Annotated in this window: 23 protein-coding genes and 1 tRNA gene; 12 read left to right on the top strand and 12 right to left on the bottom strand. The window is 55.8% G+C overall.

Translation table 11 applies throughout. The annotated features are described in order from the left end of the window. Positions 1 to 120 precede the first annotated feature (120 nt). Both BQ8011_RS05680 and BQ8011_RS05685 read left to right on the top strand, forming a co-directional pair. The gene (locus BQ8011_RS05680) at positions 121 to 3057 is read left to right on the top strand and encodes a leucine--tRNA ligase (protein ID WP_072455554.1); all 2937 of its coding nucleotides are present in this window, start codon (positions 121 to 123) and stop codon (positions 3055 to 3057) included. A gap of 2 nt (positions 3058 to 3059) precedes the next feature. Beyond that, positions 3060 to 4190 carry an Fpg/Nei family DNA glycosylase gene (locus BQ8011_RS05685; protein ID WP_072455556.1) on the top strand — a complete coding sequence of 377 codons (1131 nt, stop codon included), beginning with the start codon at positions 3060 to 3062 and terminating at the stop codon, positions 4188 to 4190. A 24-nt stretch (positions 4191 to 4214) separates the two neighbouring features. On the opposite strand, the gene BQ8011_RS05690 is transcribed toward BQ8011_RS05685, so the two are convergent. The 4 genes from BQ8011_RS05690 to BQ8011_RS05705 form a co-directional block, all read right to left on the bottom strand. Beyond that, entirely contained in the window at positions 4215 to 4715 is a 501-nt protein-coding gene (locus BQ8011_RS05690) for a GNAT family N-acetyltransferase (protein WP_072457688.1), read from the bottom strand. 109 nt (positions 4716 to 4824) lie between these two features. Beyond that, positions 4825 to 5442 (bottom strand): serine O-acetyltransferase, encoded by a 618-nt coding sequence (gene cysE, locus BQ8011_RS05695; protein WP_034503696.1) that lies wholly within the window; start codon positions 5440 to 5442, stop codon positions 4825 to 4827. Between the two features lie 153 nt (positions 5443 to 5595). Next, positions 5596 to 6528 (bottom strand): cysteine synthase A, encoded by a 933-nt coding sequence (cysK, locus tag BQ8011_RS05700; protein WP_072455558.1) that lies wholly within the window; start codon positions 6526 to 6528, stop codon positions 5596 to 5598. Positions 6529 to 6588: 60 nt separating this feature from the next. Further along, positions 6589 to 7230, bottom strand: a complete 642-nt coding sequence (locus tag BQ8011_RS05705) for a YigZ family protein (RefSeq protein WP_072455560.1) — start codon at positions 7228 to 7230, stop codon at positions 6589 to 6591. 202 nt (positions 7231 to 7432) lie between these two features. Between BQ8011_RS05705 and rpmF the strand changes: the two genes are divergently transcribed. Both rpmF and BQ8011_RS05715 read left to right on the top strand, forming a co-directional pair. After that, positions 7433 to 7603 carry a 50S ribosomal protein L32 gene (gene rpmF, locus BQ8011_RS05710; RefSeq protein ID WP_009409287.1) on the top strand — a complete coding sequence of 57 codons (171 nt, stop codon included), beginning with the start codon at positions 7433 to 7435 and terminating at the stop codon, positions 7601 to 7603. A gap of 90 nt (positions 7604 to 7693) precedes the next feature. Further along, entirely contained in the window at positions 7694 to 8410 is a 717-nt protein-coding gene (locus tag BQ8011_RS05715) for a DUF421 domain-containing protein (RefSeq protein ID WP_072455562.1), read from the top strand. A gap of 110 nt (positions 8411 to 8520) precedes the next feature. Here the strand turns inward: BQ8011_RS05715 and BQ8011_RS05720 are convergent, their stop codons facing one another. From BQ8011_RS05720 to BQ8011_RS05740, 5 genes are all read right to left on the bottom strand, one after another. Continuing rightward, positions 8521 to 9180, bottom strand: coding sequence for a LutC/YkgG family protein (locus BQ8011_RS05720; RefSeq protein WP_173656070.1), 660 nt, complete (start codon positions 9178 to 9180; stop codon positions 8521 to 8523). 7 nt (positions 9181 to 9187) lie between these two features. Further along, the gene (locus BQ8011_RS05725; protein WP_072455566.1) at positions 9188 to 10813 is read right to left on the bottom strand and encodes a LutB/LldF family L-lactate oxidation iron-sulfur protein; all 1626 of its coding nucleotides are present in this window, start codon (positions 10811 to 10813) and stop codon (positions 9188 to 9190) included. 1 nt (position 10814) lies between these two features. Then, on the bottom strand, positions 10815 to 11612 hold the full coding sequence (locus BQ8011_RS05730) for a (Fe-S)-binding protein (RefSeq protein ID WP_072455568.1): 798 nt from the start codon (positions 11610 to 11612) through the stop codon (positions 10815 to 10817). A 360-nt stretch (positions 11613 to 11972) separates the two neighbouring features. Beyond that, entirely contained in the window at positions 11973 to 12536 is a 564-nt protein-coding gene (locus BQ8011_RS05735) for a hypothetical protein (protein WP_407639769.1), read from the bottom strand. A 52-nt stretch (positions 12537 to 12588) separates the two neighbouring features. Next, positions 12589 to 14259, bottom strand: a complete 1671-nt coding sequence (locus tag BQ8011_RS05740) for an L-lactate permease (RefSeq protein ID WP_072455572.1) — start codon at positions 14257 to 14259, stop codon at positions 12589 to 12591. 425 nt (positions 14260 to 14684) lie between these two features. Between BQ8011_RS05740 and BQ8011_RS09310 the strand changes: the two genes are divergently transcribed. Beyond that, positions 14685 to 14945, top strand: a complete 261-nt coding sequence (locus tag BQ8011_RS09310; protein ID WP_407639770.1) for a helix-turn-helix domain-containing protein — start codon at positions 14685 to 14687, stop codon at positions 14943 to 14945. Here BQ8011_RS09310 and BQ8011_RS05750 read toward each other — a convergent pair. Then, a tRNA-Arg gene (locus BQ8011_RS05750) sits at positions 14907 to 14979 on the bottom strand. The genes BQ8011_RS09310 and BQ8011_RS05750 overlap by 39 nt on opposite strands. Positions 14980 to 15209: 230 nt before the next feature. Between BQ8011_RS05750 and BQ8011_RS05755 the strand changes: the two genes are divergently transcribed. The 3 genes from BQ8011_RS05755 to BQ8011_RS05765 all read left to right on the top strand — a co-directional run bounded on the left by BQ8011_RS05755 (position 15210) and on the right by BQ8011_RS05765 (position 19161). Then, positions 15210 to 16160 (top strand): methylenetetrahydrofolate reductase, encoded by a 951-nt coding sequence (locus BQ8011_RS05755; protein ID WP_072455574.1) that lies wholly within the window; start codon positions 15210 to 15212, stop codon positions 16158 to 16160. A gap of 14 nt (positions 16161 to 16174) precedes the next feature. After that, entirely contained in the window at positions 16175 to 18484 is a 2310-nt protein-coding gene (gene metE / locus BQ8011_RS05760; RefSeq protein ID WP_072455576.1) for a 5-methyltetrahydropteroyltriglutamate--homocysteine S-methyltransferase, read from the top strand. Positions 18485 to 18741: 257 nt separating this feature from the next. Then, positions 18742 to 19161, top strand: a complete 420-nt coding sequence (locus BQ8011_RS05765) for a winged helix-turn-helix domain-containing protein (RefSeq protein WP_072455578.1) — start codon at positions 18742 to 18744, stop codon at positions 19159 to 19161. Between the two features lie 25 nt (positions 19162 to 19186). Here the strand turns inward: BQ8011_RS05765 and ilvA are convergent, their stop codons facing one another. Beyond that, a complete protein-coding gene (gene ilvA / locus BQ8011_RS05770; protein WP_072455580.1) occupies positions 19187 to 20473 on the bottom strand; it encodes a threonine ammonia-lyase IlvA in 1287 nt (428 codons plus the stop codon). 107 nt (positions 20474 to 20580) lie between these two features. Here ilvA and orn point away from each other — a divergent pair, with 107 nt between their 5' ends. The 3 genes from orn (at position 20581) to ettA (ending at position 23756) form a co-directional block, all read left to right on the top strand. Then, a complete protein-coding gene (gene orn, locus BQ8011_RS05775; protein ID WP_106406404.1) occupies positions 20581 to 21213 on the top strand; it encodes an oligoribonuclease in 633 nt (210 codons plus the stop codon). 134 nt (positions 21214 to 21347) lie between these two features. Then, positions 21348 to 21977, top strand: a complete 630-nt coding sequence (locus tag BQ8011_RS05780) for a single-stranded DNA-binding protein (RefSeq protein ID WP_072455582.1) — start codon at positions 21348 to 21350, stop codon at positions 21975 to 21977. A gap of 96 nt (positions 21978 to 22073) precedes the next feature. After that, positions 22074 to 23756, top strand: coding sequence for an energy-dependent translational throttle protein EttA (ettA, locus tag BQ8011_RS05785; protein ID WP_034502995.1), 1683 nt, complete (start codon positions 22074 to 22076; stop codon positions 23754 to 23756). A 118-nt stretch (positions 23757 to 23874) separates the two neighbouring features. Here ettA and BQ8011_RS05790 read toward each other — a convergent pair whose 3' ends face one another. Then, positions 23875 to 24831: an acyl-CoA thioesterase gene (locus tag BQ8011_RS05790; protein ID WP_072455584.1), complete on the bottom strand. Its 957-nt coding sequence runs from the start codon at positions 24829 to 24831 to the stop codon at positions 23875 to 23877. Positions 24832 to 24971: 140 nt separating this feature from the next. On the opposite strand from BQ8011_RS05790, the gene BQ8011_RS05795 reads away from it, so the two are divergent. Further along, on the top strand, positions 24972 to 25268 hold the full coding sequence (locus BQ8011_RS05795) for a PTS sugar transporter subunit IIB (RefSeq protein WP_072455586.1): 297 nt from the start codon (positions 24972 to 24974) through the stop codon (positions 25266 to 25268). Positions 25269 to 25271 lie beyond the last annotated feature (3 nt).

Raw genomic sequence — 25271 nt, forward strand, 5'->3', positions numbered from 1 at the left:
AACGCCGCAAGGGTTTTGCCTAGTGGGAATAAACAGGCAAATTTGCGCCAATGCACTACCCTAGATACGGCATAGAACAAGCCTGAAGACACTGTGTTTTCAGGGTAGATGGAGGCAAGGATGAGCGAGATCTCAACAGGGGAGCCCGATTTCCGTTACACGGCGCAATTGGCCGGAGAGATCGAAAACAAGTGGCAGGACCTATGGGACGAACGTGGGACCTTCTACGCGGATAACCCCGAGGGAGATCTTGCAGGTGATCTTGCCAAGCGTCAGCCTTTCTTCCTCCTCGATATGTTCCCCTATCCCTCAGGTAAGGGCCTGCATGTTGGCCACCCGCTGGGATACATCGCAACTGACACCGTTGCGCGTTTCCATCGCATGCAAGGCGAGAACGTTCTGTACACCATGGGCTACGACGCTTTCGGCCTTCCTGCAGAACAGTACGCCGTCCAGACCGGCCAACACCCGCGCGTGACAACCGAAGAGAACATAGCGAATATGCGTCGCCAGCTGCGCCGTCTGGGGCTCTCGCACGACCGCCGTCGTTCCTTCGCAACGACCGACGTCGACTACGTGCACTGGACCCAGTGGATTTTCCTTCAAGTGTTCAATTCATGGTTTGATCCGCAGGCACCGCGCCGCGATGGACGAGGCCTGGGGGCCGCGCGTCCGATCAGCGAATTGATTGCGCAGTTTGCTTCTGGAGCGCGTGAGCTTCCCTCCGAGATCGCGCAGGGACGTACGTGGGATCAATTGAATTCGCGTGAACGCGCGCAGATCATCGATTCCTACCGCCTCGCCTATATCTCCGAGGCGCCTGTGAACTGGTGCCCGGGATTGGGAACCGTTCTGGCCAACGAAGAAGTGACGGCGGATGGCCGTTCCGAGCGCGGTAACTACCCGGTTTTCAAGCGCAGCCTGCGTCAGTGGATGATGCGCATTACTGCCTACGGTGATCGCCTCGCTGAAGACCTCGACACCATTAACTGGCCGGAGAAGGTGCGCACCATGCAGCGCAACTGGATCGGCCGCTCCAACGGTGCGGAAGTTGACTTCATTGCGGTCGGCGAAGGCGTGAGTGATCGTGGGTTCACGGTCTACACGACTCGTCCCGACACTCTCTTTGGCGCAACCTTCGTCGTCTGGTCGCCCGAGCACCCCCTCCTCGGTGGTACCACCCCGGGATCGGCCTCGGACCAGGCATCGCTGGATATTCCCGCGAGCTGGCCAGAGGGGACCCGCGAGGCGTGGAGTGCCGGCTATGCGACGCCTGCCGAGGCCGTGGCGGCTTACCGAGCACAAGCCGCTGCAAAGACTCCTGAGCAGCGCGCAGAAGACGCGGGGGAGAAGACGGGTGTCTTCACTGGCCTGTGGGCAATTAACCCTGTCAATGGCCGCCGGATTCCTGTGTTCATTGCTGACTATGTCCTCATGGATTACGGCACCGGTGCGATCATGGCAGTTCCCGCACACGATGATCGTGACTGGGAATTTGCTCAGCGTTTCGATCTGGATATCATCCGCACCATTGGTGACGCGCAGGATCCGACCGCTCACGACCTGAGCCAGGGGGCCTACACCGGCGATGGCGTTGCGGTTGACTCTGCAAACGATGAAATTAGCCTCAATGGTCTGGATAAGGACGCGGCAAAGGCAGCGATGACCCAATGGCTCGAAGAAAAGGGCCTGGGGCGTGCGGCTGTTACCTACCGTCTGCGCGACTGGCTCTTCAGCCGTCAGCGTTACTGGGGAGAGCCTTTCCCGATCGTGTGGGACGAAGAAGGAGTGGCTCACGCACTCCCCGAAAACATGCTCCCCGTTGAGCTTCCTGAGATTAGCGACTATTCGCCTCGCACCTTCGATCCCGATGACGCCGATACGGAACCAGAAGCGCCGCTGGGACGCGCACAGGAATGGGTGAACGTCACCCTCGACCTGGGGGATGGCCCGAAGAAGTACCGCCGTGAAACCAACACCATGCCTCAGTGGGCCGGTTCGTGCTGGTACGAGATGCGTTACACCGACCCGACGAACTCTGCTGCTTTTGCCTCGCAAGATAACCTGTCCTACTGGATGGGACCGCGTGAGGGCAAGATCAGTGGTGGCACCGACCTGTACATCGGTGGTGTTGAGCACGCAGTTCTCCACTTGCTCTATGCACGCTTCTGGCAGAAGGTCCTCTTTGACCTGGGATTCGTGCCTGACGCTGAGCCTTACCACACCCTGTTCAATCAGGGCTACGTCCAGGCCTACGCCTATACGGATGCTCGCGGGCAGTACGTTCCCGCAGACGAAGTTGAAGGCGACGAATCCACGGGATTCACCTGGAAGGGTGAACCCGTTAACCGTGAATACGGAAAGATGGGTAAGTCGCTGAAGAACATCGTCACACCTGATGAAATGTACGACGCCTACGGCGCCGACGTTTTCCGTGTGTATGAGATGAGCATGGGGCCGCTGGACGTCTCACGTCCGTGGGAAACCCGTGCAGTTGTTGGTTCGCAGCGTTTCCTGCAGCGTTTGTGGCGAAATGTCTTGGACGAAGCAACCGGTGAGGTGACCGTCAGCGATGAGCCAATGGATGCGAAGACCGCGCGCCTCTTGGCACGCACCATTGCTGAAGTGACCGTTGAGTACGAGAACCTGCGCATCAACACCGCGATCGCAAAGCTCATCGTTCTCAACAACCACCTGACCTCTTTCGACCGTGTGCCGCGGGTTGCAGTTGAGGCGTTGATTTTGATGCTCTCGCCGGTTGCTCCACACATCTGTGAGGAACTGTGGTCGAAGCTTGGACATGCAGATTCTCTTGCTCGCGTTCCCTTCCCGGTTGTGGAAGATGAATCGTTGCTCGAAGACGATACCGTCACGGCGATTGTGCAGGCCAATGGGAAACTGCGTGCAAAGATCGAGGTACCGGTCTCGATTTCTGAAGAGGATCTTCGTGCGCTTGCTCTTGAACAAGGTCCGATTGTCAAGCTCCTTGAAGGCCGCGAGCCTCTCAGGGTGATTGTGCGCGCCCCGCAATTGGTCAACATCGTTCTTCCGAAGTAACCATGCCTGAAGGAGATGCGATCCACCGGATCGCTCACACTTTTTCATCCCTGTTCGAAGGCACGCAGGTGCAGGCGTCCTCCCCACAGGGGAGGTTCGCCTCGTCTGCGCAGCTCATTGACGGCCACGTTGTGGTTGCGGTGCGAGCAGTCGGCAAGCACATGTTCGTCGCATTCGCTGCTCCTGGCCTCGCCACTTCCGTGATTGAGCAGGCGAGAGAAGCTGAAGCTGAATACGCCGCTCATTTGAACAGTGCCGAGGCCGTGGCCGCTCTTCCTTTTACCGGTAGTTCGCCGGTATGGGGAGGCAGCACCTTCCCCTGTGAAGAGTCCCTTCAGTGGCTTCACATCCACTTGGGCTTGTACGGTTCGTGGCGTTTTGACGCCGATGAACGAACGCAGGATGTTCCGGCTTCAATTGGTGCTCCCCGGACAAATTGGGTCGCAACGAAGGGGCACCGCCATGCTGCCCTCAAGTGGGCAAGTTACTCGGAAGATAGCCTATATATCGAGGATAACCTTGCTACCGGCGAGGCCCAGGGCTCAGCAGGGCAGTGGCAAGCTCCTGAACCTGTGGGGCAGGTTCGCCTGCGTATCCTCTCCGAAGTTGCCGTTGCAGATGTGACAGGACCTAATCGCTGCGAGCTCATTTCCGACGAGCAGCGTCTGATCGCTGAATCAAAACTCGGTTGTGATCCTTTGCAACCTGGAGCATCGAAGGATCCCGCAATGCGTGAACGTTTCATCGAGCTGGTTCGCGCGCGTAAACGCCCTGTTGGTGAGTTGATTATGGATCAGTCCATTGCAGCAGGGGTAGGGAATATCTATCGCGCAGAGGCTCTATTCCTTGCTGGGATTTCGCCGATGCGAGCAGGCAATCGACTCTCTGAGGCTCGCGTTGGCCGACTGTGGGACGTTATCTGCGAACTGATGACTCGCGGATTGGAAATCGGACGGATCGATACAATTCGCCCTGAAGACCAACCCGAGCCGATTCCCGAAGGGGACGAAGAACTCGGACGTTGGTACATCTACCATCGCAGCGGTCGTCCCTGTATTAAATGCGGAACCACGATTAGTGAGAAGCTCATGCAAAACCGCAGGCTATTCTGGTGCTCGAATTGCCAGAACTAGACCAAAATCGTCGGTGAAGCTGGCCTATGCCTGTGCGTAGTTGTCGCTTTCCTGGAAGATGTCGTACACGTGTGGTAGATGGGCGTTTGCCTCATCGATGCGGACGATCAGAGATGAGGCTCCCCAGTCTTGGCATCGGCGTGCACATTCTGCGACCAAAGCCGTTGCGATACCACGTCGGCGGAAGTGCGGGTGGACCATTAAGTCGATGACCTGTGGAAGACCGCTGGGTTCTTCGACAGGGGGATCAACAACAACGATGATCGCTGCGACGAGGTCTCCATCGACCCATGCGCCTAGGAAAGAACCTTCCAAAGGTGTGCCGAAAACCCCTTCAAAGCATAGGCGCATTTCATCCGTTGCTTCCGCCTGTGCTTCGAGAGTTGGGCGTTCGCCGTAGGCTGCGAGCGAGAGCTGTGCAAGCTCGGGGATATCGAATCGTGTGAGCACACCGATTTCACACTCTGCTGCACCGTGAAGGCGCGTCAGTGCGTCAATCTGTGCTTGTAGAGAATGTTTATCCATAAGGACAGAATATGTGATCTGTTGCACGCGCGAGGTTCAATGGGAAGTTGTGCGCCTAAGGAATCCAAAAGTTGGGAATATGTTCGAGGGCTTGACAAAACCTGGGGTGCTAGATGTACCAGGTTGGGTCTTCTTCCCAGCAGTTCGGATCGATGATGAGATCGCAGTCTTCTTCCACCATACGAGTCTCGGGTTTTTGGCGTAATTGTGCCGGAACGCCAATTGCAACAGCATCCTCGGGTACATCTTTAGTGACAACCGCGTTTGCGCCGACCTTCGCTCCGTCACCGATGGTGATTGGTCCTAGAACCTTCGCTCCCGCGCCGATCATCACGTGATTTCCGACGGTAGGATGACGTTTACCTTGAGTCATTGCAACGCCGCCGAGGGTAACACCGTGGAAAATAACGACGTCTTCACCCACCTCAGCGGTTTGGCCGATCACAACTCCTGTCGCATGATCAATAAACACGCGGCGACCGATCTTCGCCTCGGGATGGATATCGACCCCAGTTGCCATGCGCGCAAGGGAAGAAAGAACGCGCGCAGGAGTGCGCAGATGACGGTGCGCCCACATGGCATGAGTGACGCGGTGCGTCCACAGTGCGTGAACCCCGGGATAGGCGAGTGCGACTTCAAGGGTGGAACGTGCTGCCGGGTCACGGCGTTTTGCCGTGCGGAGATCTTCTGCAAGAAGTTCGATTACCTTGCGGGGAGACGAGGCCATGGTCAGTCTTTCCTAAATCACGATCTACACGTGCTGTGCGGTTTCCAGCCTAGCGAGCAGTCTGGAGAATTGGGCTGACAAAGTCAGTAACTATGCCATCAGCGCAGAAAATCGGGTGGTGGGAGAACATGCTCCCAGCACCCGTGCGTGACTTCAGTCGCGCAGATTTTCAAAGAGAACGGTAGAAAGGTAACGCTCACCGGTATCCGGAAGGATCACGACAATGCGCTTTCCTTCGTTTTCGGGACGCTTTGCTACCTGAATTGCTGCGGCGAGAGCGGCGCCGGAGGAAATACCGACGAGGAGTCCTTCTTCTGCTGCTGCTCGGCGAGAAGTCTCAAGCGCTAGGGGAGTCTCAATATCAATGACCTCATCGACCACGCTGGGATCGTAGGTCTTCGCTACGAAGTTGGGTCCAAGCCCCTGGATTCCATGGGGAGCAGCCTGACCGCCTGTCAGAAGAGGAGACTCAGCGGGCTGAACAGCAATCACCTTCACTCCCGGCTTAAGTTCCTTGAGCACCGAACCCACGCCAGAAACAGTGCCGCCTGTGCCGACACCGGCAATAAAAATGTCGACGTTCTCGTCAGTATCGCGAAGGATTTCTTCCGCTGTCGTGCGACGGTGAACAGCGGGATTGGCGGGGTTAGTGAATTGCGATGCGATGATCGAACCGGGACGAGAGTCTCGGATCCGTTCGGCTTCCTCAACGGCCGCATTCACACCGCCCTTGGGGTCGGTCAGGACCAGTTCAGCTCCGAAAGCACGAATAAGGATGCGACGCTCAACGCTCATCGAGGACGGCATGACGATGACAACCTTGTAACCACGCGCCGCACCGACCATCGAGAGTGCAACACCCGTATTACCGGAAGTCGCCTCGATAATGGTGCCTCCGGGCTTAAGTTCCCCGGATGCCTCTGCAGCATCAACGATGGAACGAGCAATACGATCCTTGACGGAAGAAGCTGGGTTGAAAGCCTCGACTTTTGCGACGATTTCCGCGCCACCCACATTCAGGCGGTTAATTCGAACCAGGGGAGTGCCACCGATGAGATCGGTGACATCTGTTGCGATGTTGGTCATGATGTCTCCTAGATGTCGCTTCGTGCCATGCACGTAACTGCAACTCTATGGGGAGCCAGATTATTCCGCGATTTCTATGTAACGTTGTCCCAATTCACGGAAGACGTACTTTCCTGAACTGAGATTGGCCAGGAGTGCAATGGCGGATTCAAGCTGCTCGGGAGTCATTGCTAAGCGGATCAAAACACTCTGGCCCCATTCGGTAGACAGTACCTGCGCTCCCACGCGACGCAGTTCGGCCTCGATCCGTCCCGCGTCGATGGGATCAAGCTCCGTTTCAACAACCGTAAGTGCTTCCAAGCGGGCAAAGGAAGCCAGCGCGAGGGCCTCACTGGTCGCGCTTGAGTAGGCCCGAACGAGGCCACCTGCGCCCAAGAGAATTCCTCCGAAATAGCGCGTCACGACGACCGTCACATTCCACAGCTCATTTCTCTTGAGAACATCGAGCATTGGAGTGCCAGCGGTTCCTGAGGGCTCTCCATCGTCAGAAGAGTGCTGGGATGGCGATTGTCCCTCTTCCGCAATCATCCACGCGGAACAATTGTGACGTGCCTGGGGATGTTGTTCTTTGACGGAATTGATGAAGGTGCGTGCTTCCTCGGGCGAATCTGTTCGCGCGATCGCAGCAATGAAACGCGATCGTTTGATCTCGATCTCGTGACTCAGAGATGTTCCTGAGCGAAGGACGCGAAGTGATGACATGGTGGTCTCATTGTCGCATGGTGGGGAGTCTGGCTCGAATGAGACGAGCTTCGCACGAATAATTCCTTTGGAATATGCGTACTTTTGGCCCATCGTGCTACAGTGGTCAGGTTGTCGAAAGTCGTATTCGTATGACTGTGCACCCAAAGGGGTGTTTTTCGGCGCGGTAAAACGTCAGAACTAGAAGAGGAGCGGTAGGGTCATGGCAGTTCCCAAGCGCAAGATGTCCCGAGCAAACACCCGCACTCGCCGGTCCGCATGGAAGGCCGATCTCACTGAGCTGAACACCATCAAGGTGGGCGGCCGTGAGGTGCGTGTTCCCCGTCGTCTGGCGAAGGCGTACAAGAACGGCCTGCTGGACGTCGAGGACTGATTCCTCCGTTCGCAAGTTTTGTGGGGCCTGGTACCGGTCGGTACCAGGCCCCACACTGTTGTTTCAGGTTCAGCGTTCTACGATTGACGCATGTGGAACGAACTTATCCTTGACGCACACTCGATCTACCAACTCTTCATCGGTATCGTGATCATTTCAGCTCACCTGACTCTGACAAAGAAACAGAGTCTCACCCAATTCACTTCCATTGACTTCATCGGAAACTTTGTTCTGGGTGGAATCATCGGCGGCATTATCTATAACCATACGGTTTCTACTTTCTCTTACGTTGTGCTGCTGCTTGCAACTGTTGGGATGATTTCACTCTTTAACTTCATTGCTTCACGCTTTATGCCCGCGCGGCAAATCTTCAAGGGCAAAGCGGTGACCATCATCAATCACGGCCATTTCGTCATTGATTCTCTCGATGATGAAAGGAGTAATTTTGACATCATTAATTTCACCGAAGAGCTTCGCTCGCGCGGGATCTTTTCAGTTGAAGATATTGAGTTTGCACAGTATGGATCCAATGGCTCTTTGACCGTTGTCAAGAAGGGCGATGGAAGCTTGAGCTACGTCTTAGTCTCGAAGGGACAGGTTGTTCAGGATCAACTTGAAGCCTCTGGCCAGAGCAAGGAGTGGCTTACTAAGGAACTCGAACAACAGGGAATTAAGCTCGAAGACATATTCTTTGCTGAGCTCGAGGGGCGCGAGAAACTTTATGTCGTGATGAATGATATGACGGCTCGTTCTTTTACATTCAGCCTTGAGAACTCGCAGGAGAATGCGGAGCAAAAAATGGATTAGGCGACTTTGTTAAGTCAGCTTTTCGCTCTCCTTTGAACAAGGAAAGTTAAAGTGGTGGGGCGGCCATTTTGCGCCGCCCCACCACTTAATAACGTGTCAGGTTGAAGTGCTCAGTGAGCGATGATGACCCGCAAGAAGCGGGGACCGTGGACGCCGTTGACTCGAACCAACTCGATATCCGAGGTCGCCGAACCGCCGGCGATCCAGGTCGTCGGGCGAGTCGGATTCTGACCCAAGATATCAACCGCCTGAGGAACAGTCGGGACGATCGCGGAGCGCTCCAAAATCACCACATGGGTGTCGGGAACCAGGGAAATCGCGCGGCGGCCCTGATCGGGTTCACCGTCAAGAACAATCGTTCCTGAAATCGAGATACCAACACGCGAGCGAGTGACCACCGCGTCGATTTCATCAAGTTCCAGCGTCGGAATAGCCTCCTCGCGCGAGTCCTCGCGAACCGTGCGCTTGTCGCGTCCGGCTGCCTTCTTGAACTGATCATCGAGGCCGGTGGGAACAACCACGGAAGAAGCCTTCGCCTCGGAAAGGAACTTTGCGATAGCGTCGGCAATGGCCTCGTCATCGCGAGCCTCAACCACCTGTGCCGAGTAGTCTTCGAGTTTTTCGATCATATCGGCGATGACTTCATCTGAGCCGGGAGCAAACTGCCCTTCTCGGATGTAGTTACGAGGGATCTCGCGGACGGGGCGTCCTTCCTGCGAGCGCTCGATGGCCTCGCGCGCACGCGCAAGGATTGCGGTCTTTGCATCCATAACCATCTCAGGCCTCCTCATCGTTCGTGTGAGTAGTCATTCCGTGCTCACTGGCCAAAGGAATGCCACGTGCCGGTGCATCTGTACGCGGGGCGGAGGCATCTGATTCGGGGTGAGTGCGCCGCCACCACTGGCGGAAGGTTTCCTTCGGAGCAACCGGAAGATCACGAGCTCCCGTCCACAGCGAGGCAGGGAAGGGGAGAGCGCCGATCTTGCCCTTCTTCTTACCAATAAGGCGGGTTGCCTTCACGCCGGCCGTTGCCAGCTCCCACGCCTTTGAATTGGACATGACAGGAGTTGAAGCACCCATCGCCAAATCCCAGATATCAGGCACGATGCTGTGCTTGATGTCCACCGTACGGGCACGCATATGGAGGAGGATGTTCGGAATCTTGATCTTGACCGGGCAAACCTCGCCGCATGCGCCACACAGGGAAGAAGCGAAGGGAAGAGTGTGAACCGGGTCCTTCTCGTCCAAACCCTGGGTGAGCTGCGGGGTGAGGATAGCGCCGATGGGGCCGGGGTAAACCGAACCATAGGCGTGACCTGAGGTGTGCTGGTAGACCGGGCAGATGTTCATGCAGGAACCGCAACGGATACACGCAAGAGCCTCGCGACCAATCGGGTCTGCCAAAGTCTTTGTACGGCCGTTATCCATCAAAATGATGTGGAATTCCTGGGGGCCATCGCCTGGGGTGACGCCGGTCCACATCGAGGTGTAGGGGTTCATGCGCTCGCCGGTTGCCGAGCGGGGGAGCAACTGAGCGAAGACCTCCACGTCCTGGTAGCGCGGAACCAACTTCTCAATACCCATAAGGGTGATGAGGGTATCTGGAAGAGTCAGGCACATACGGCCGTTACCTTCGGATTCGAAGATCGAGACGGTACCGGTTTCTGCGATGCCCATGTTTGTTCCCGAAACGGCAACCTTTGCGTGAAGGAACTTCTTGCGTAGGTGCGCGCGGGCAGCGGCCGTGAGTTCTTGCGGATCGTCGGAAAGATCGCGAGGAGCGTCTTCCATGCGGTCGAGGAAGATGCCACGGACCTCAGAACGGTTGCGGTGAATTGCAGGGACAACGATGTGGCTGGGCATGTCGTCAGCGAGCTGAACAATCATTTCCGCAAGGTCGGTTTCACGCGCGGAGATGCCTTCGTCCTTGAGGAACTCGTTGAGGTTCGTTTCCTGGGTCGCCATCGACTTGATCTTGACGACTTCATCGACTCCCTTGGACTTGATGATGTCGGCGATGATGCGGTTCGCCTCGTGCTTGTCGCGAGCCCAGTGAACAATGCCGCCGCGTGCGGTGACGTTGCGTTCGAACTCTTCGAGAAGCTCGGGAAGGCGGGATTCGACCTCAAACTTGATGGCTTCAGCAGCGTCACGCAGATCTTCCCAGTCGGGCATTTCGGCAACGCGTTGGCCGCGCTTGGTGCGAATCGTCCGGGTTGCATGGCCAAGGTTGCGGCGCATCTGCGTATTGGCAAGGGTGCGGTGTGCGCCTTCGGGGAAAGTTGGTCCCCAACGGAGAGTGTCCTCGGGGATAGTGACGGTCGTCCGCCATCCTCCGGTGTGAACCGTGGCGTCGGAATCGTTACTGACGACTCCTGGCATACCAATAAAGGTTTCAGACATATCAGATCACCTGAGCGCTTTCCGGTGCGAATGAAATGTTGCCAAGGAAGGGCTGGTCCTTGGTTGATGCAAGGATTTCAGCAAGGTGCATCGGGCGGATGCCCGAATTCAGACGAGACAAGCCGCCGCCAACATGCATGAGGCAGGAGTAGTCACCCATGACCAGAACCTCTGCGCGGGTAGACATCACGTTTGCGACCTTGTCGGCAAGCATTGCTGTCGAGGTCTCTGAGTTCTTCATCGAGAAGGTTCCGCCGAAACCGCAGCAAACTTCGGCGTCGGGCAGATCAATGAGCGTCAGTCCTTCGACGGCGCGCAAGAGCCGGTAGGGGCGGTCACCCACGTGAGCAATGCGCATTGAGTGGCAGGTCGGGTGGTAAGTGACGGTGTGAGGGAAGTATGCGCCAACATTTTCCAGCCCCAGGACATCAGTGATGAGCTCGGTGAGATCGTAAGTGTGCTTGGCGATTTCCTGGGAGCGCTTCGCAAGTTGAGCATCGCCAACGTGTTCGGCAATGAGCTTTTGCTCGTGGCGAGCAGCACCTGTGCAAGAGCCAGAGGGAACCACAATTGCGTCCCACTCTCCGTCGAGAACTGGTTCAAATGCCTTGACGTGGTTGCGCGTGATCTTAGCGGCGTCTTCAAAGTAACCGGTGTTTGCGTGCATCTGACCGCAGCAGACCTGGCCTTCGGGGAAGACGACTTCATGGCCGAGGCGTTCGAGCAGTGACACTGTCGCCTGGGCTGCCTGGGGGAACATGACGTCTGCCAGGCAAGTTGAGAAGAGAGCGATACGCACTGGGAGATCCTTTCTCGTAGGTGCTATTTCTCAAAGTATGGCTGGGGCTGAGGTCCCAATGGGGGATAACGTGTGAGACCTTTGCTTAGCAGTGGCCAGAATTGTTGATGTCATGCGGAAAAGTCGCAGAATTAGATCGCTGAAATGACGGCTTCTCTTGAGCTATTTGTCGCGCCAAAAATGCGACTTAAGACAGAGTATCCTTTCCTTTTTCAGTTTTACGACGCTGTGGTACGTGACAAACAAAAACCCGGCCTCGTGGGTTCACGAGGCCGGGTAGTAGTTCCCGTATCTGCGAAAGGAAGTCTGTTGGGCTTCTCTTTACTTCGCGAGGGTGCTCAGCTGGGGAAACGTGTTGTCTTAGCCCCTGATTCCTTCGCCAGTGACGATGATGAGGTTACAGTCTGAGGAAGCCGCGAAGCTTGTGATATCGAATGAGCCCCAGTTCGAGTGAGTGTTGTTCTTATCAGTTTGGAGCACAGTATTCGCATGATCGGAGGGAACAACGAAAAAGTGGCAGTTTTGGGGGACGTACTCGTAGAGGCCTGGATAGATACCGGGAAGAAGTGCGTTATTCCCGCCGCTTCCATTGGCAAGCATCTGGATTGTCTCAGGAGGAACACTTGCGACGCCTGTCACCCATAAGTGATGGTCGGGTGAGGGTAAGAGCCACCCCTCTGGAAAGTTGGCTGCCACGACGTGTCCTTGCGTTGCACGAAGCCCGGGCATCCGTTCGTTGAAGGAATCGGTGCGCTCTTGGATCTTGAGCTCGCCATCAGTTTCGTAGGTGAACTCGGCGAAGCGTGGGTCTTGGGGTAAACGCGATTGCGTGGCGTTTGAACCGAAGGGAATGCATCCCGTCAGAAGCGTGATGATGACACTGAGAACTGCCAAGGATCGCAATGGCTTCGCCATAGCACACATCTCCTCAAGTAGACCTTGGGCTCGCAGCCAGAAGACTGCGAGCCCAACGATCTTAGGCAACGGGCATGTAGGACCCCAAATATCCTTGCGAGGCAAGGAAGATCAAGATACACAAGATGAGCAACAAACCGATTGAGTAGGGAGCAGCCTTCTTGAGGATCTCTGCTTCGCTTCCGGGTTCGTTGATTGCGGTCGCTGCGATGGTGAGATTTTGCGGCGACACAATCTTGCCGATACCTCCACCAATCGTGTTGCCTGCAAGCAAAGTCGATGGATCGAGTCCCGCGATCTGTGCGGCAGTGGACTGAAGGTTGGCGAAAAGCGCACCGGCACTGGTTGCCGATCCTGCGACAGCTGTTCCCAACCAACCGAGGATGGGGGAGAGGAAGGCGAAGAACACGCCGGTTGTTGCAAGAGCGGTACCGATCGCCCCTGTTTGTCCGGAGAGGTTCATGACGTAGGCCAAGCCCATGACCAAGCAGATCGTGAGGATAGAAATCTTCAAGGTGGAGATTGTCTTGAAGAGAGTTGCAATTCCCTTTCCGAATGTCATGGGGTAGCGACCGCCCGAACTGGTGCGACCGTAAATGAAAGCAACGATTAGGGCAGTGACGAAGATCCAGGTTCCGGGGTTAGAGAGGAACTGGAAGGTGTAGATCGTCGAAGAAACTGCCTTGCCTGCAGAATCTACCAATTCTCCGTGTAATCCAGGGACTGGGATCTTGATGTCTGTCGACTTGAAGATGGCATCAATATCGACGCCGATCTTCCACAACTTGGTGATAGCAATGACGACAACAACCAAAACATAGGGGAGAAGTGCCAAGGTAATGCGCGAGGCATTGGGACGATCCTCTTGAGTGCTCTCAGAACGGTAGTCATCGGGCGTCTTCGGGGTCCACACCAAGAGGAAGATGTAAGAAGCGGCCAATCCCAGAAGTGAAGCAAGGACAGCGGTCAGCTCATAGGAGAACTCTGAGGTGAAGAAATGCCCGGCAGCGGTCGCAACGCCGGAAATCAGAGCGATCGGCCACAGCTGGGCAACGCCTCGGCCCCCATCAAGGATCCACAAGAGAAGGAGAGGAATGAAGCAGGCAAAAATCCAGGACAGGTGACCCATATTGGCTGCAACCACAAGGGGGTTTTGGCCGCCCAAACGGCCAGCAGTCGTTGTTGGGATTGCCATTGCGCCAAAACCAACATTGATCGCGTTGCCAACGATGGTCACAACAGCAGCCTTTACCGGGGGAAGGCCAAGTGAGACAAGCATCGCGGCAACGATTGCCACGGGCGCACCGAAACCTGCAAGGCCCTCGAGTAGACCACAGAAAGAGAAAGCAATGATCAGTGCTTGGACTCGAATGTCGCCCTTGCCGATTGTGTTGAAGACAGCTCGCATATCCTTACTGCGGCCTGAAATCTCGGTGAGGTTATAAAGCCACACTGCAGCGATGATGATGTAGATGATGGGGATTAAGGCGAAGACAATGCCTTGGCCTGCTGCCAAAAGGCTCATGCTCAGTGGCATCTTGTAGCCGAGGACCGCGATAAGTAGTGCAGCAACCAGTGAAATCAATGCGCACCAGTGTGTCTTGACTTTAAAAGCGCCTAGAAGGACGAAGAACAGCAGGAGCGGAAGAATTCCGGCAAGTGCCGTTAGAAAAACATTTGAGCCGATAGCCGTCGTTGACGGCGTAAAGCTTGTGCTCACCAAAGAGAACATGGCTACTCCTGCGACAGTGCGAGTGGGTGGTTCTAGCCAGATTCTAGGCCTAAATTCCTATCTCGGTGAGACTTTTTGGAAAAATTCTGGTGAAAGTACGGGATAAAGGCAAACTGTAGGCTGTTTTTCAGAAGAAAAGCATGCTAAGCGAAGCTCCGGATTCGTGCCTGGGAGACACGAGGAAGGGGGGCTGGAAACTCCGATATTGCGCGAGAAGTAGCTAATTGAAAGTTGCTCTTTGGTGAAGAAATATCGAACAAGGTGATAAGCCTTAGTTTTGCTTCATGTTACAGCTAAGAATGTGACGGAAGAGGTAAAGAAGTGGATGGTGGAAGATTTGAGTGTCTGATTTATAGACAGTTTGGCTAGAAGCTAGTTAAATTATTCGTATGAGTACGAAACTTTCGTCCGCTGCTTTACAAGGTATGACGCTTGCCGAGGTTGTCGCAGAGAATGTGCGCGCATACGCTGGTCGTCGCCGTCTCACGCGGTCGGAGCTCGCACGCATGATCGGAATGAATAACACAGCGGCTGGTAGCCGTTGGCGTGGTGAGATTGAGTGGCGACTGTCAGAGCTTCCCAGTGTCGCAAACGCGCTAGGGGTCTCAATTGACGATTTATTGACACCCCCGCGCGGTGTGGAAGTGTGCCCCCGACAGGACTCGAACCTGCAACCTCGGGATTAGAAGGCCCTTGCTCTATCCATTGAGCTACGGAGGCGTGCTAGCCAAGCTCTGGCCAGCCCTACATAGTGTACATGGCGCGAGCCGTCACACTTTCCCAATCTCTGGGCCGGCTGTGCACATCAAAAGAAAACAACGGATAATACAGACATGCTTGAAAGAAGTTCTGGACGTAGTGCCCTTGTGGGTTCGATCCGCGCTCGAATGTGCGCCTGAGTTTTCCGCGCATCCGACCGTGGCGCTTCGCGCCGACTTCCAAGGACTTATATGACACAGCCCTCCCAATCTTCTAGTGACCTCACGACCTTGTCCTTCGAGGTCATGCCTCCTCGTAAAGAAAACCTCATTAAACCTTTCTGGGATACCGTCCAGCGTCTTCTCTCCGTTACCCCCGATTTCCTGTCGGTGACTTACGGCGCCGCAGGACAAGACCGCCACAGTGCGCGCGATGTTGTGCGCTCTCTCGTACAGGACAGCCCCGTTCAGCCCATTGCTCACCTCACCTGCGTGGGAACAACTGCAACAGAAGTCGGGGAAGTAGTTTCGGACTACTTGGACGCCGGAGTGCGAACCTTCCTTGCGCTTCGCGGAGATCCTCCTGTCGGCCGCCCGGATTGGCAGCCTGCGCCCGGGGGAGTGAGCTCAGCAACCGAACTTGTCACTCTGATCCGCTCCATCGAGGCCGCGCGCTGTGCGCAATACCCCGGTGCCGCCTTGCGTGCAGCATTCAAGCCTCTCACTATCGCTGTTGCCGCATTCCCTGCTGGAAACCCCGCAGCGGGTACCTCTCCCAACCAGGAAGTTGAACGCCTGCTCGTCAAACAATCCGCGGGCGCCTCTTTCGCGATCACGCAGTTGTTCTGGGAGACAGATACCTACGTGAACTTCCTTGAGAAAGCGCGGAGCAACGGGGTAACAATCCCGATCGTTCCCGGAATTTTGCCTCCGACTGATATTAAGCGCGTCAATCGAATGACGGAGTTAACCGGGGTTGTTTTCCCCGAGTACCTGCGTCGACGCTTGGAAAGCGCTCAGTCAGTCGAAGAAATGTACTCAGTCGGTGTTTCTTTGGGAGCACGGCTGGCTCGGGATCTGCATGAAGCGGGAGCCCCGGGCATCCACATGTATACCTTTAATAAAGCGGCACCTGCTCTCGATGTGCTCGATGCCGCTGGACTTGTTTCTGCAAGCCATTTAGACCCGTCCATTTCACGATGACAAAGGATAAGTAAATGACTCAATTCCCTACGGCGACCATCCTGGGTTACCCGCGCATCGGTCGTGGCCGCGAGCTGAAGAAGGCGCTCGAAGCCTACTGGGCGGGCCGTATTTCCGCCGAGGAACTTCGCGCGACGGAAGCTCTGCTGCGCAAGACCACGCATGACCGACTTGTCGAGCTCGGCCTCGGCAGGGATGACGCGTCGATCCCCGAAACCTTCGCGCTCTACGACCAGGTTCTGGACGCGATCACCCTTCTGGGTGCAGTTCCCGAGCGCTACCGTTCTTTCGAAGGCTTGGATCTACACTTTGCCCTCGCTCGCGGCAATGCGCAGGTTGCGCCCCTGGAGATGACTAAGTGGTTCGATACGAACTACCACCACTTGGTTCCCGAGATTGGCCCGGATACTCCGATTTCTTTCGCTGATCGTACGATCGTCGAGCGTTTCCTCGCCGCCAATGAAGAGGGCACCGTTGTCCGCCCCGTGCTGGTTGGCCCCGTGACCTTCCTCGCCGTCGCTAAGGCTGATGAAGCAACCCCCGATTACGATCCCTTCGAGCGCCTTGACGATGTTGTTGCGGCATACGCAGACGTTCTCGCAGAGCTTGCCGAGGCCGGTGCTCCCTGGGTCCAGATCGATGAGCATGCGCTTGCTTCTGATAACCTCCGCGTCGATCGCACCACCCTGATCGAATACTCGACCCGTGTCTTCCGTGCTCTGGCCGCGCTCGAGAAGCGTCCTGCGCTCTTCGCTGCCATTGGTTACGGTGATGGTTCACGCGCAGCTGTTTCTCTTGCCACCACCGGCATTGAGGCTCTGGGGCTGGACCTGTGCCGCGGTTCTCTTCCCGAGGCGACTTCCGTCGATTTGTCCAAGGTCGCCCTCGTTGCGGGTGTCGTTGATGGTCGCAACATTTGGCGCAGCGACCTCGATAGTGCAATTGCACGACTCGATGACGCGAAGGCACTTCACCCCGCATCCCTGGCCGTCGCCACTTCCACTTCGCTTCAGCACGTCCCGCACGACACTGCACTCGAAAAGTGGGATGACCCCGTGCTTGACGCGAACCTCCACGCGTGGCTGGCCTTCGCCGACCAGAAGGTTGCCGAGGTTGTGACCCTTGCCCGCGGCGTCCGCCAAGGCTGGGATTCGATTTCCGAGGCCGTCGAGGCAACCCGCGAGGTTCTTGCGCAGCGTGCAGCTGCTCCCGGCGTTGTTCGCCCCGAACTGCGTGAGCGTGTCGCAAAGCTGACCGAAGCCGATCGCCAGCGCGAGGACTTCGCTCTTCGCGATGAACTTCAGCGCGAGCGCCTTGACTTGCCGCTGTTGCCTACCACGACGATTGGTTCCTTCCCGCAGACCACCGAGATTCGTCGCGCGCGTGCTGCATGGGCCAAGGGCGAGCTCTCTGATGCAGACTACGCCGAGCGTATGCGTGAAGAAATCGCTTCGGTGATTCGCCTTCAGGAAGATCTGGGACTGGATGTCTTGGTTCACGGCGAAGCTGAGCGCAACGACATGGTTCAGTACTTTGCTGAGCAGCTCGATGGCTTTGCAGCAACGAAGAACGGCTGGGTGCAGTCTTATGGTTCACGTTGCACCCGTCCGTCGATTCTGTGGGGTGACGTTGTCCGTCCTCACGCAATGACCGTTGAATGGGCACGCTATGCGCAGTCGCTGACTTCTCATCCCGTCAAGGGCATGCTGACCGGTCCGGTTACCATCATTGCATGGTCCTTCCCGCGTAATGACCTGCCTTTGGCTCAGGTTGCTGACCAGATTGGTCTTGCCCTGCGTGATGAGGTTACTGACTTGCAAGAGGCCGGAATTGCGGTCGTCCAGGTCGATGAGCCCGCATTGCGCGAGCTTCTTCCTTTGGATGCTGCTCGACACAGCGAGTACCTCAAGTGGGCAGTGGATTCCTTCCGCTTGGCCACCGCTGGAATTCGTCCTGATACACAGATCCACACGCACCTGTGCTACTCGGAGTTTGGCCAGATTCTTGATGCAATCTTGGGCTTGGATGCGGACGTTACCTCGATTGAGGCCGCGCGTTCTCGCATGGAAGTGCTTCCTGAGCTTGCAGAGCAGGGATTCAACCACGGCGTTGGCCCGGGTGTGTGGGATATTCACTCGCCTCGCGTTCCTTCGGTGGAAGAACTCACCGAGCTGCTGACGCTGGCTGCCGAATCGATCGAGCTACGTAACCTGTGGTCGAACCCCGACTGTGGTTTGAAGACTCGTGGTTATGCAGAGACTGAAGAATCCCTCAGGAACCTTGTTGAAGCAACGCGAATCGTGCGTGCCCAGCTTGAAAACTGAGTAGTTATTGCTGCCTGAGAGGGTGGGAACATGTGGCCTTCGGCTGTGTTCCCACCCTCTTGTTCTTCCTTTTGACACAAGTTCAGCATTCGATAGAATAAAGCCATGACTTTTAACGCGACCATGACTTGCCGCCCTATGTGCGGCTCCATGTGCTCGCGAATGTGTATGTGATTGACCTTCGCCCTGTCAATCGCTACCGCCTGAAATTCCACGATGAAAGTGGTGTGTGCGGTACCAAATAGTTTGGATACATCATGACCCTTGTTTACACCCCTGAAACCCGTCCGTCCGAAGTTCCCACTTCTTTCGAAGACTTCCTCGAGGTTCTTGCAGGACTCAGGCTCTCGCCAGCATCAACGCACATCGATCTGGACCGCCGTCGCCTTGAGGTATACGGATCTTCAGTGAAGCTGTCGAACAAGGAATATGAATTGCTTGCCTACCTTGTTCAGCGCGCAGATGAAGTAGTTTCACGCGAGGAACTACTGGAATCGGTTTGGTACGGCGAAGGCCTCGAGACACAGACGCGCACGATTGACGCTCACATCCGTCGTTTACGAGCAAAACTGCCTGAGACGGATCTTATTTCCACCCTGCGAGGCCAGGGTTACCGTTTCAATTCCACCCCGACGGTGCGCGTAAGCTGCACGCGCGTTCACACGCTTGCTGCCTAGGCGGAGTGCGTCGTCCAGAGTCCTCTTAAATCACCAAACGATAGATTTCGGAATCTGGGCGCAGCTCTTCAACGTGAAGGGGAGAGGCTTCCATACGCTCGCGCAATCCTGTAATGTCCTCGCGATCAGCAAGGTCGATGCCGACCAAAGCCGGCCCAGAATCACGGTTATTCTTCTTCGTGTACTCAAAGTGGACAATGTCGTCGCCGGGGCCTAGAACGTCTTCTAGGAAACTACGAAGAGCTCCGGGTTGCTGTGGGAAGGTCACCAGGAAGTAGTGACGCAAACCTTCATGACGCAATGAGCGTTCCATAATTTCCGCGTAACGAGTCATATCGTTATTTCCGCCTGAAACCACTGCAACAAGAGCGCCGCTGGCGTCGCCCAGAAGTTGAGAGCGTTGCTCAGGATCAGCAAAGTACATACGTGCTGCAGCCGAGGCCAAAGCGCCTGCAGGTTCAGCGATCACGCCGTCTGAGTGATACAAATCGAGCATTTCAGTGCAGACTGCGCCTTCAGGAACGACCAAAATATCGTCGACCAGTTCACGAACGACAGAGTAGGGCAGGTCTCCAGCTCGGCCGACAGCAGTACCGTCAACAAAAGGATCAACTTTAGGAAGGGAAACGATCTCTCCCTCCTCAAGGGCGGCATGCATGGAGGCTGCGCCCTTGGGTTCAACGCCGTAAATCTTGACTCCGGGGAAACGGGCACGAACCCAGGTCGCAATTCCCGCAAGGAGGCCACCGCCACCGACAGGGACCAGCACAGCCGCGGCCTCGGGAAGAATCTGTTCCTCAAGCTCGACGGCGATTGTTCCCTGGCCGGCAATGGTATAAGGATCGTCGTAGGGGTGGATGTAGGTGCGTCCGGAGTGGCGCGCGGCTTCTTGTGCTTGTGCGTTCGCGCGGTCGAAAGTCCCGTCGACGATCACCTGCTCAACCCAATCGCCACCAATCGTTTCAATACGCTGGCGCTTTTGCTTGGGAGTATTGGAGGGAAGATAGATGGTTCCGCGAACCTTCAACTGAGAACAGGCATATGCCAACCCCTGAGCGTGGTTGCCTGCGGATGCGCACACGACTCCGCGGCGGCGTTCTTCTTCGCTGAGCATACTCATGCGGAAATAAGCGCCTCGTACCTTAAAAGAACGGCAGGTTTGCATATCTTCGCGCTTGAGATGAACGGGAACACCCACGAAATCACTCAGGCGCTGGGAGTACATGACCGGTGTCTTCTCAACGACATCGCCCAAAATTTCCGAGGCCTGGGCGACCAACTCGGCAGAAAGGGGGAACTGATCCGTTGACATAGGTACTCCTTGAATTGACGATCGGTCTTTATCGTAACTCACGGCTAGTGAGCGCACTTTTTCACGCCAAACAGTGAAATCTCGGTGAGAAGCCTACACTTGAGAGCGTGAGTGATTTGAAAGAACCATTGGTGTGGATCGATTGTGAAATGACGGGACTCGATGTCTCCCGCGATGCCTTGATTGAGGTTGCAGTAGTTATTACCGATGCTGATTTGCACATCGTTGACCCGGGTATTGATGTCCTTATTACCCCTCCCACTGAGGCTCTGGAAGGGATGAATGATTTCGTCCGACAGATGCATACCTCCTCGGGGCTACTTGAAGATCTTGCGTCGGGAACGACGATGGAAGAAGCGCAAGAGCAAGTTCTGTCCTACATTCGTCGCTTCGTCCCCGCGCCGAACAAAGCACTCTTGGCCGGTAACTCCGTAGGTACGGATAAGATCTTCCTCGAAGCGAATATGCCGCAGGTCATTGACCACCTGCACTACCGCCTGATTGACGTATCTTCGATTAAGGAACTTGCAAAGCGCTGGTACCGTAAGGCTTTCGAGGAAGCTCCTGTCAAGCACGGCGGACACCGTGCATTGGCCGATATCCTTGAGTCGATTCAAGAACTCGAGTACTACCGCCGTGTTCTTTTCCCCCACGAGCCCATCACGCGCGAGTACGCACGCGAGGTCGCTCAAGAGGTCGTGGCTATGGGAATTCCGGAAATTGGTGAGGAAACCAAGTAACTTTCGAGTTTTCCACAGGGCGTACCGGTATCGGCGTTTTCCACAGACGCTGGTACCGGTCTTCCTTTCCCGGTGCGTGTGGGCGCACAGTGGTCGAACCCGTTAAGGGAGCCCGACTCTAGGAAGGAAGAACCATGAATAACCAGGGCACTGTCATTCTTCGCGGTCGCGTCGGATCAGATCTACGAAGCATGACGACTCAGTCAGGGACAAAGGGAATCCGATTCCGCCTCGCTGCAAGTCAATGGCGAATTAACGATTCTGGAAAGTATGTGGAACGTGACCCCCATTGGTACACGGTATGCGTGTGGGATCGACTCGCAAAGAATCTTCTCTCGAGCGTTGAAAAGGGAACTCCGATTATTGTCAGCGGGCGGCCAAGTGCTCGTGCGTGGATTGGATCAGATTCCGAGGCGCGTGCTGAGCTCGTTATTAACGCGAGTTTTTGCGGTATTGACCTTGCTTTCGGCCCAGCGGCAGTGATGAAACCGAAGATTCCTCAACACAATGTTCAAGAATCAGCAACCGTTGAAGCGGGGGAGTACGCCGCACAGCCGGATACAGAAGTACTTTCTTCTAACGGCGGCTATCGCAATGATCTTGGCGCTCCAGATACGCACTGTAGTACAGGCGAAGGCGATGGGATTGGCGCTGAAGCCAGGTGTTTGAGCGAGCACTGCACGGGTGAGTGCGAGCTTGATGAGGATCATGATTCATCTTGGGAGGCGGAAGAGTCAGATCTCGATGGAAGTGATGCGGCTTAGAAGTCCTATATGCCAAAAATGCGACTCGTGCCTTAGCATTGAGGGGTCTGCCCAACTACGACGGCGTTATGTCACGTGATCCTGAACGGAGAATCCATGGCGGAGTTCATCTACCAAATGATTAAGGCTCGCAAAGCTATCGGTGACAAAGTCATCCTTGATGACGTCACAATGGCTTTCTTCCCCGGCGCGAAGATCGGCATGGTCGGTCCCAACGGCGCCGGTAAGTCCTCGATCCTCAAGATCATGGCCGGACTGGATGAGCCCAGCAATGGCGAAGCTCGTCTAAGCCCCGGATACACTGTCGGGATCCTCATGCAGGAACCCGAGTTAGATGATTCCAAGACGGTCATCGAAAACGTTCGCATGGGTGCTGCCGATACTTTCGCGAAGCTTGCGCGTTTCAACGAGATCTCTGAAGAAATGGCAAATCCGGATGCTGACTTTGATGCGCTGATGGATGAGATGGGTAAGCTTCAAACCGAAATTGATGCCCTGAACGCGTGGGATATCGATTCGCAGCTTGACCAGGCCATGGATGCGCTTCGATGCCCGCCACCGGACCAGCAGGTCAGTGTGCTCTCCGGTGGTGAGCGCCGCCGCGTCGCTTTGTGTCGTTTGCTTATTGAAGCTCCCGATTTGTTGCTTCTTGACGAACCGACCAACCACTTGGACGCCGAATCGGTTCTCTGGCTTGAAAAGCACCTTTCTACCTACCCGGGTGCCGTGATCGCCGTTACCCACGACCGTTACTTCCTCGATCACGTCGCTCAGTGGATCGCCGAAGTTGACCGCGGTCACCTGTATCCCTACGAAGGCAACTACTCGACCTACCTGGAGACAAAGGAAAAGCGTCTGCAGGTTCAAGGCCAAAAGGACGCAAAGCTTGCTAAGCGTCTGAAGGAAGAACTCGAGTGGGTCCGGACCTCACCGAAGGGACGTCAGGCGAAGTCGAAGGCGCGTCTGGAACGCTACGAAGAAATGGCGGCTGAAGCAGAACGCAGTCGCAAGCTCGACTTCGAAGAAATCCAGATCCCGCCGGGACCGCGTTTGGGCAACATCGTTATCGAGGCTTCGAACCTTCGAAAGGGCTTCGGAGATCGCGTGTTGATCGACGGGCTTTCCTTCTCCCTGCCTCGAAACGGTATCGTCGGTGTCATCGGCCCCAACGGTGTTGGTAAGACGACACTGTTCAAGACCATCGTCGGTTTGGAGCCGCTTGACGGCGGTGAGCTCACCATCGGTGAGACCGTCAAGCTGAGCTACGTTGACCAGAACCGTGCGGGAATCGATCCCGATAAGACGCTGTGGGAGGTCGTCTCCGACGGACTGGACTACATCCAAGTCGGCAGTGTCGAAATGCCGTCCCGTGCATACGTTTCAGCCTTTGGTTTCAAAGGTGCCGACCAGCAAAAGCCTGCCGGTGTCCTTTCCGGTGGTGAACGTAACCGTCTGAACTTGGCGCTGACGCTCAAGCAAGGTGGTAACCTGCTGCTCCTTGACGAACCGACGAACGACCTTGATGTGGAAACACTGTCTTCACTGGAGAATGCTCTCTTGCAGTTCCCGGGTTGTGCAGTGGTGATCACCCACGATCGTTGGTTCCTTGACCGCGTTGCCACGCACATTCTCGCGTGGGAGGGTACCGATGAGAATCCCGCATCGTGGTACTGGTTTGAAGGAAACTTCGAATCCTACGAGAAGAACAAGATCGAGCGATTGGGACAAGACGCCGCCGCGCCTCACCGCGTGACGCACCGTAAACTCACTCGCGACTGATCTTTGGGTTCAGACTCAATGGGAGGGAACGGTACAACCGTTCCCTCCCATGGTTTTGGTAGTTATCTGTAGGAAAAAATACGTGTAAGTTGCACCTTCGATGGCGCAAAGATTAGCGCTACGCCATGCCGCTCATCGGTTTGCCGGTCTTGGGATCAACCCCAAATCCCCAGTGGCTTGATGTGTGCCCTTCGCTGGGAATACGAAGCATTGCCTCTTGTGTGGCATGGGCAAGCAAAGTCCCGTGCGCAGAAAATATCGAACATTCGACTAAAACGCGCCCACCGACAATCTGCGTACAGCGCTGATCGAAAAGGATCCACTCATTGATATCGACATCATGGTGGAACCACATCGCATGGTCCAAAGAAGCAGCAACAAGTCCCGGAGACATCCACGACAGACCAAGGGTGCGGAGCGCGGGCTCCAACATCACCTGGTCGACAACGTAGGTGAGAAGCGCTCGGTGAACATACTGCGAGGCACTTTCCGGAACCTTAGCTCGTGGCTTCATCCACAGTCGCTGCGCTGGTTCTCTGAGGGGATCAGCTTTGGTGTACAGGCTCTGACCGATGTGTCGGACGTCAAAGGCTGCAGTCTTTCCCAAGAATTTTCCGACGGGGTGGTCCATGAGTCTGAAAATCTCAAAAGCGGAACGACACTCATCTGCCGAGGGCACCTGCGGAGCAGACGGCGAATAGGAGGGTGCGGCCTCGTGGCCCTGGAAAGAGACGCTCATAGTGAGGATCTCGCGGGTGTCTTGGAAACAAGAGACCGAACGATTAGTAAATGACCGCCCGTCGAGCACTCGGGTCACGTCGAGGGTAAAAGGACTCTCCGGGTCTCCGCCTCGAACAAAATATGCGTGGAGCGAGTGAGGAAGTCGCCCTTCGGGCACAGTCGCACTGGCGGCCAGGAGACCCTGGGCCAGCACCTGCCCCCCATAGACTCGGCGAACCTGAGGCAGTGAGCGGGCGATAAAAGAATCTTCACCATTTTCTTTGAGAGAAAGAATGCGCAGTACCGAGGCAACAGGTTCCGTTGAGATGGTGGGGACGGGAAGCGGCGTTCTCATAGATCTATTGTGCTCATTCCGCGCCTGAAAGCGCAGTGCACTTATGTATCTCAGGTTGTCATACGTGACGTATTGCACTGCATTGGATATCCCGTATATATTTATGAGGTGTATGTCACTTGTGTGGAGAGGGGATAGGCGTGGAAACGGCATCGCTTCTTCTCCAATCACTTGGGGGAGCATCGAACATCCGCGATATCGAACCGTGCATGCTTCGAATTCGAATCGAAGTGGAGTCGCCGGAATTGGTCGACGAAGAAAGTCTTCGTGTGTCTGAGGTATTGGCTCTTGTGCGCTCTGGCAACATCGTTCAGCTTGTAACGGGTGTCAATGCGCGCAGCATTGCTTTGCAGATGCTCCAGTTGTGTTTGCCTCAAGATGTGTCTGCTGGCACAGGCAAATCGCTGTTCTCACGTATTCCGCAACCCATAAAATAGACA

It is taken from the genome of Actinomyces marseillensis (assembly GCF_900155605.1).
GTDB lineage: Bacteria > Actinomycetota > Actinomycetes > Actinomycetales > Actinomycetaceae > Pauljensenia > Pauljensenia marseillensis.

Bases quoted from the DNA above. Each gene is read 5' to 3' on its own strand.
- BQ8011_RS05755 (WP_072455574.1), top strand. From the start codon at position 15,210: ATGACACAGCCCTCCCAATCTTCTAGTGACCTCACGACCTTGTCCTTC.
- cysE (WP_034503696.1), bottom strand. From the start codon at position 5,442: ATGGCCTCGTCTCCCCGCAAGGTAATCGAACTTCTTGCAGAAGATCTC.
- BQ8011_RS05735 (WP_407639769.1), bottom strand. From the start codon at position 12,536: ATGTGTGCTATGGCGAAGCCATTGCGATCCTTGGCAGTTCTCAGTGTC.
- metE (WP_072455576.1), top strand. From the start codon at position 16,175: ATGACTCAATTCCCTACGGCGACCATCCTGGGTTACCCGCGCATCGGT.
- BQ8011_RS05740 (WP_072455572.1), bottom strand. From the start codon at position 14,259: ATGTTCTCTTTGGTGAGCACAAGCTTTACGCCGTCAACGACGGCTATC.
- BQ8011_RS05685 (WP_072455556.1), top strand. From the start codon at position 3,060: ATGCCTGAAGGAGATGCGATCCACCGGATCGCTCACACTTTTTCATCC.
- cysK (WP_072455558.1), bottom strand. From the start codon at position 6,528: ATGACCAACATCGCAACAGATGTCACCGATCTCATCGGTGGCACTCCC.
- rpmF (WP_009409287.1), top strand. From the start codon at position 7,433: ATGGCAGTTCCCAAGCGCAAGATGTCCCGAGCAAACACCCGCACTCGC.
- BQ8011_RS05705 (WP_072455560.1), bottom strand. From the start codon at position 7,230: ATGTCATCACTTCGCGTCCTTCGCTCAGGAACATCTCTGAGTCACGAG.
- BQ8011_RS05720 (WP_173656070.1), bottom strand. From the start codon at position 9,180: ATGGATGCAAAGACCGCAATCCTTGCGCGTGCGCGCGAGGCCATCGAG.
- BQ8011_RS05715 (WP_072455562.1), top strand. From the start codon at position 7,694: ATGTGGAACGAACTTATCCTTGACGCACACTCGATCTACCAACTCTTC.
- BQ8011_RS09310 (WP_407639770.1), top strand. From the start codon at position 14,685: ATGACGCTTGCCGAGGTTGTCGCAGAGAATGTGCGCGCATACGCTGGT.
- BQ8011_RS05790 (WP_072455584.1), bottom strand. From the start codon at position 24,831: ATGAGAACGCCGCTTCCCGTCCCCACCATCTCAACGGAACCTGTTGCC.
- BQ8011_RS05690 (WP_072457688.1), bottom strand. From the start codon at position 4,715: ATGGATAAACATTCTCTACAAGCACAGATTGACGCACTGACGCGCCTT.
- BQ8011_RS05725 (WP_072455566.1), bottom strand. From the start codon at position 10,813: ATGTCTGAAACCTTTATTGGTATGCCAGGAGTCGTCAGTAACGATTCC.
- BQ8011_RS05680 (WP_072455554.1), top strand. From the start codon at position 121: ATGAGCGAGATCTCAACAGGGGAGCCCGATTTCCGTTACACGGCGCAA.
- BQ8011_RS05780 (WP_072455582.1), top strand. From the start codon at position 21,348: ATGAATAACCAGGGCACTGTCATTCTTCGCGGTCGCGTCGGATCAGAT.
- BQ8011_RS05765 (WP_072455578.1), top strand. From the start codon at position 18,742: ATGACCCTTGTTTACACCCCTGAAACCCGTCCGTCCGAAGTTCCCACT.
- ettA (WP_034502995.1), top strand. From the start codon at position 22,074: ATGGCGGAGTTCATCTACCAAATGATTAAGGCTCGCAAAGCTATCGGT.
- ilvA (WP_072455580.1), bottom strand. From the start codon at position 20,473: ATGTCAACGGATCAGTTCCCCCTTTCTGCCGAGTTGGTCGCCCAGGCC.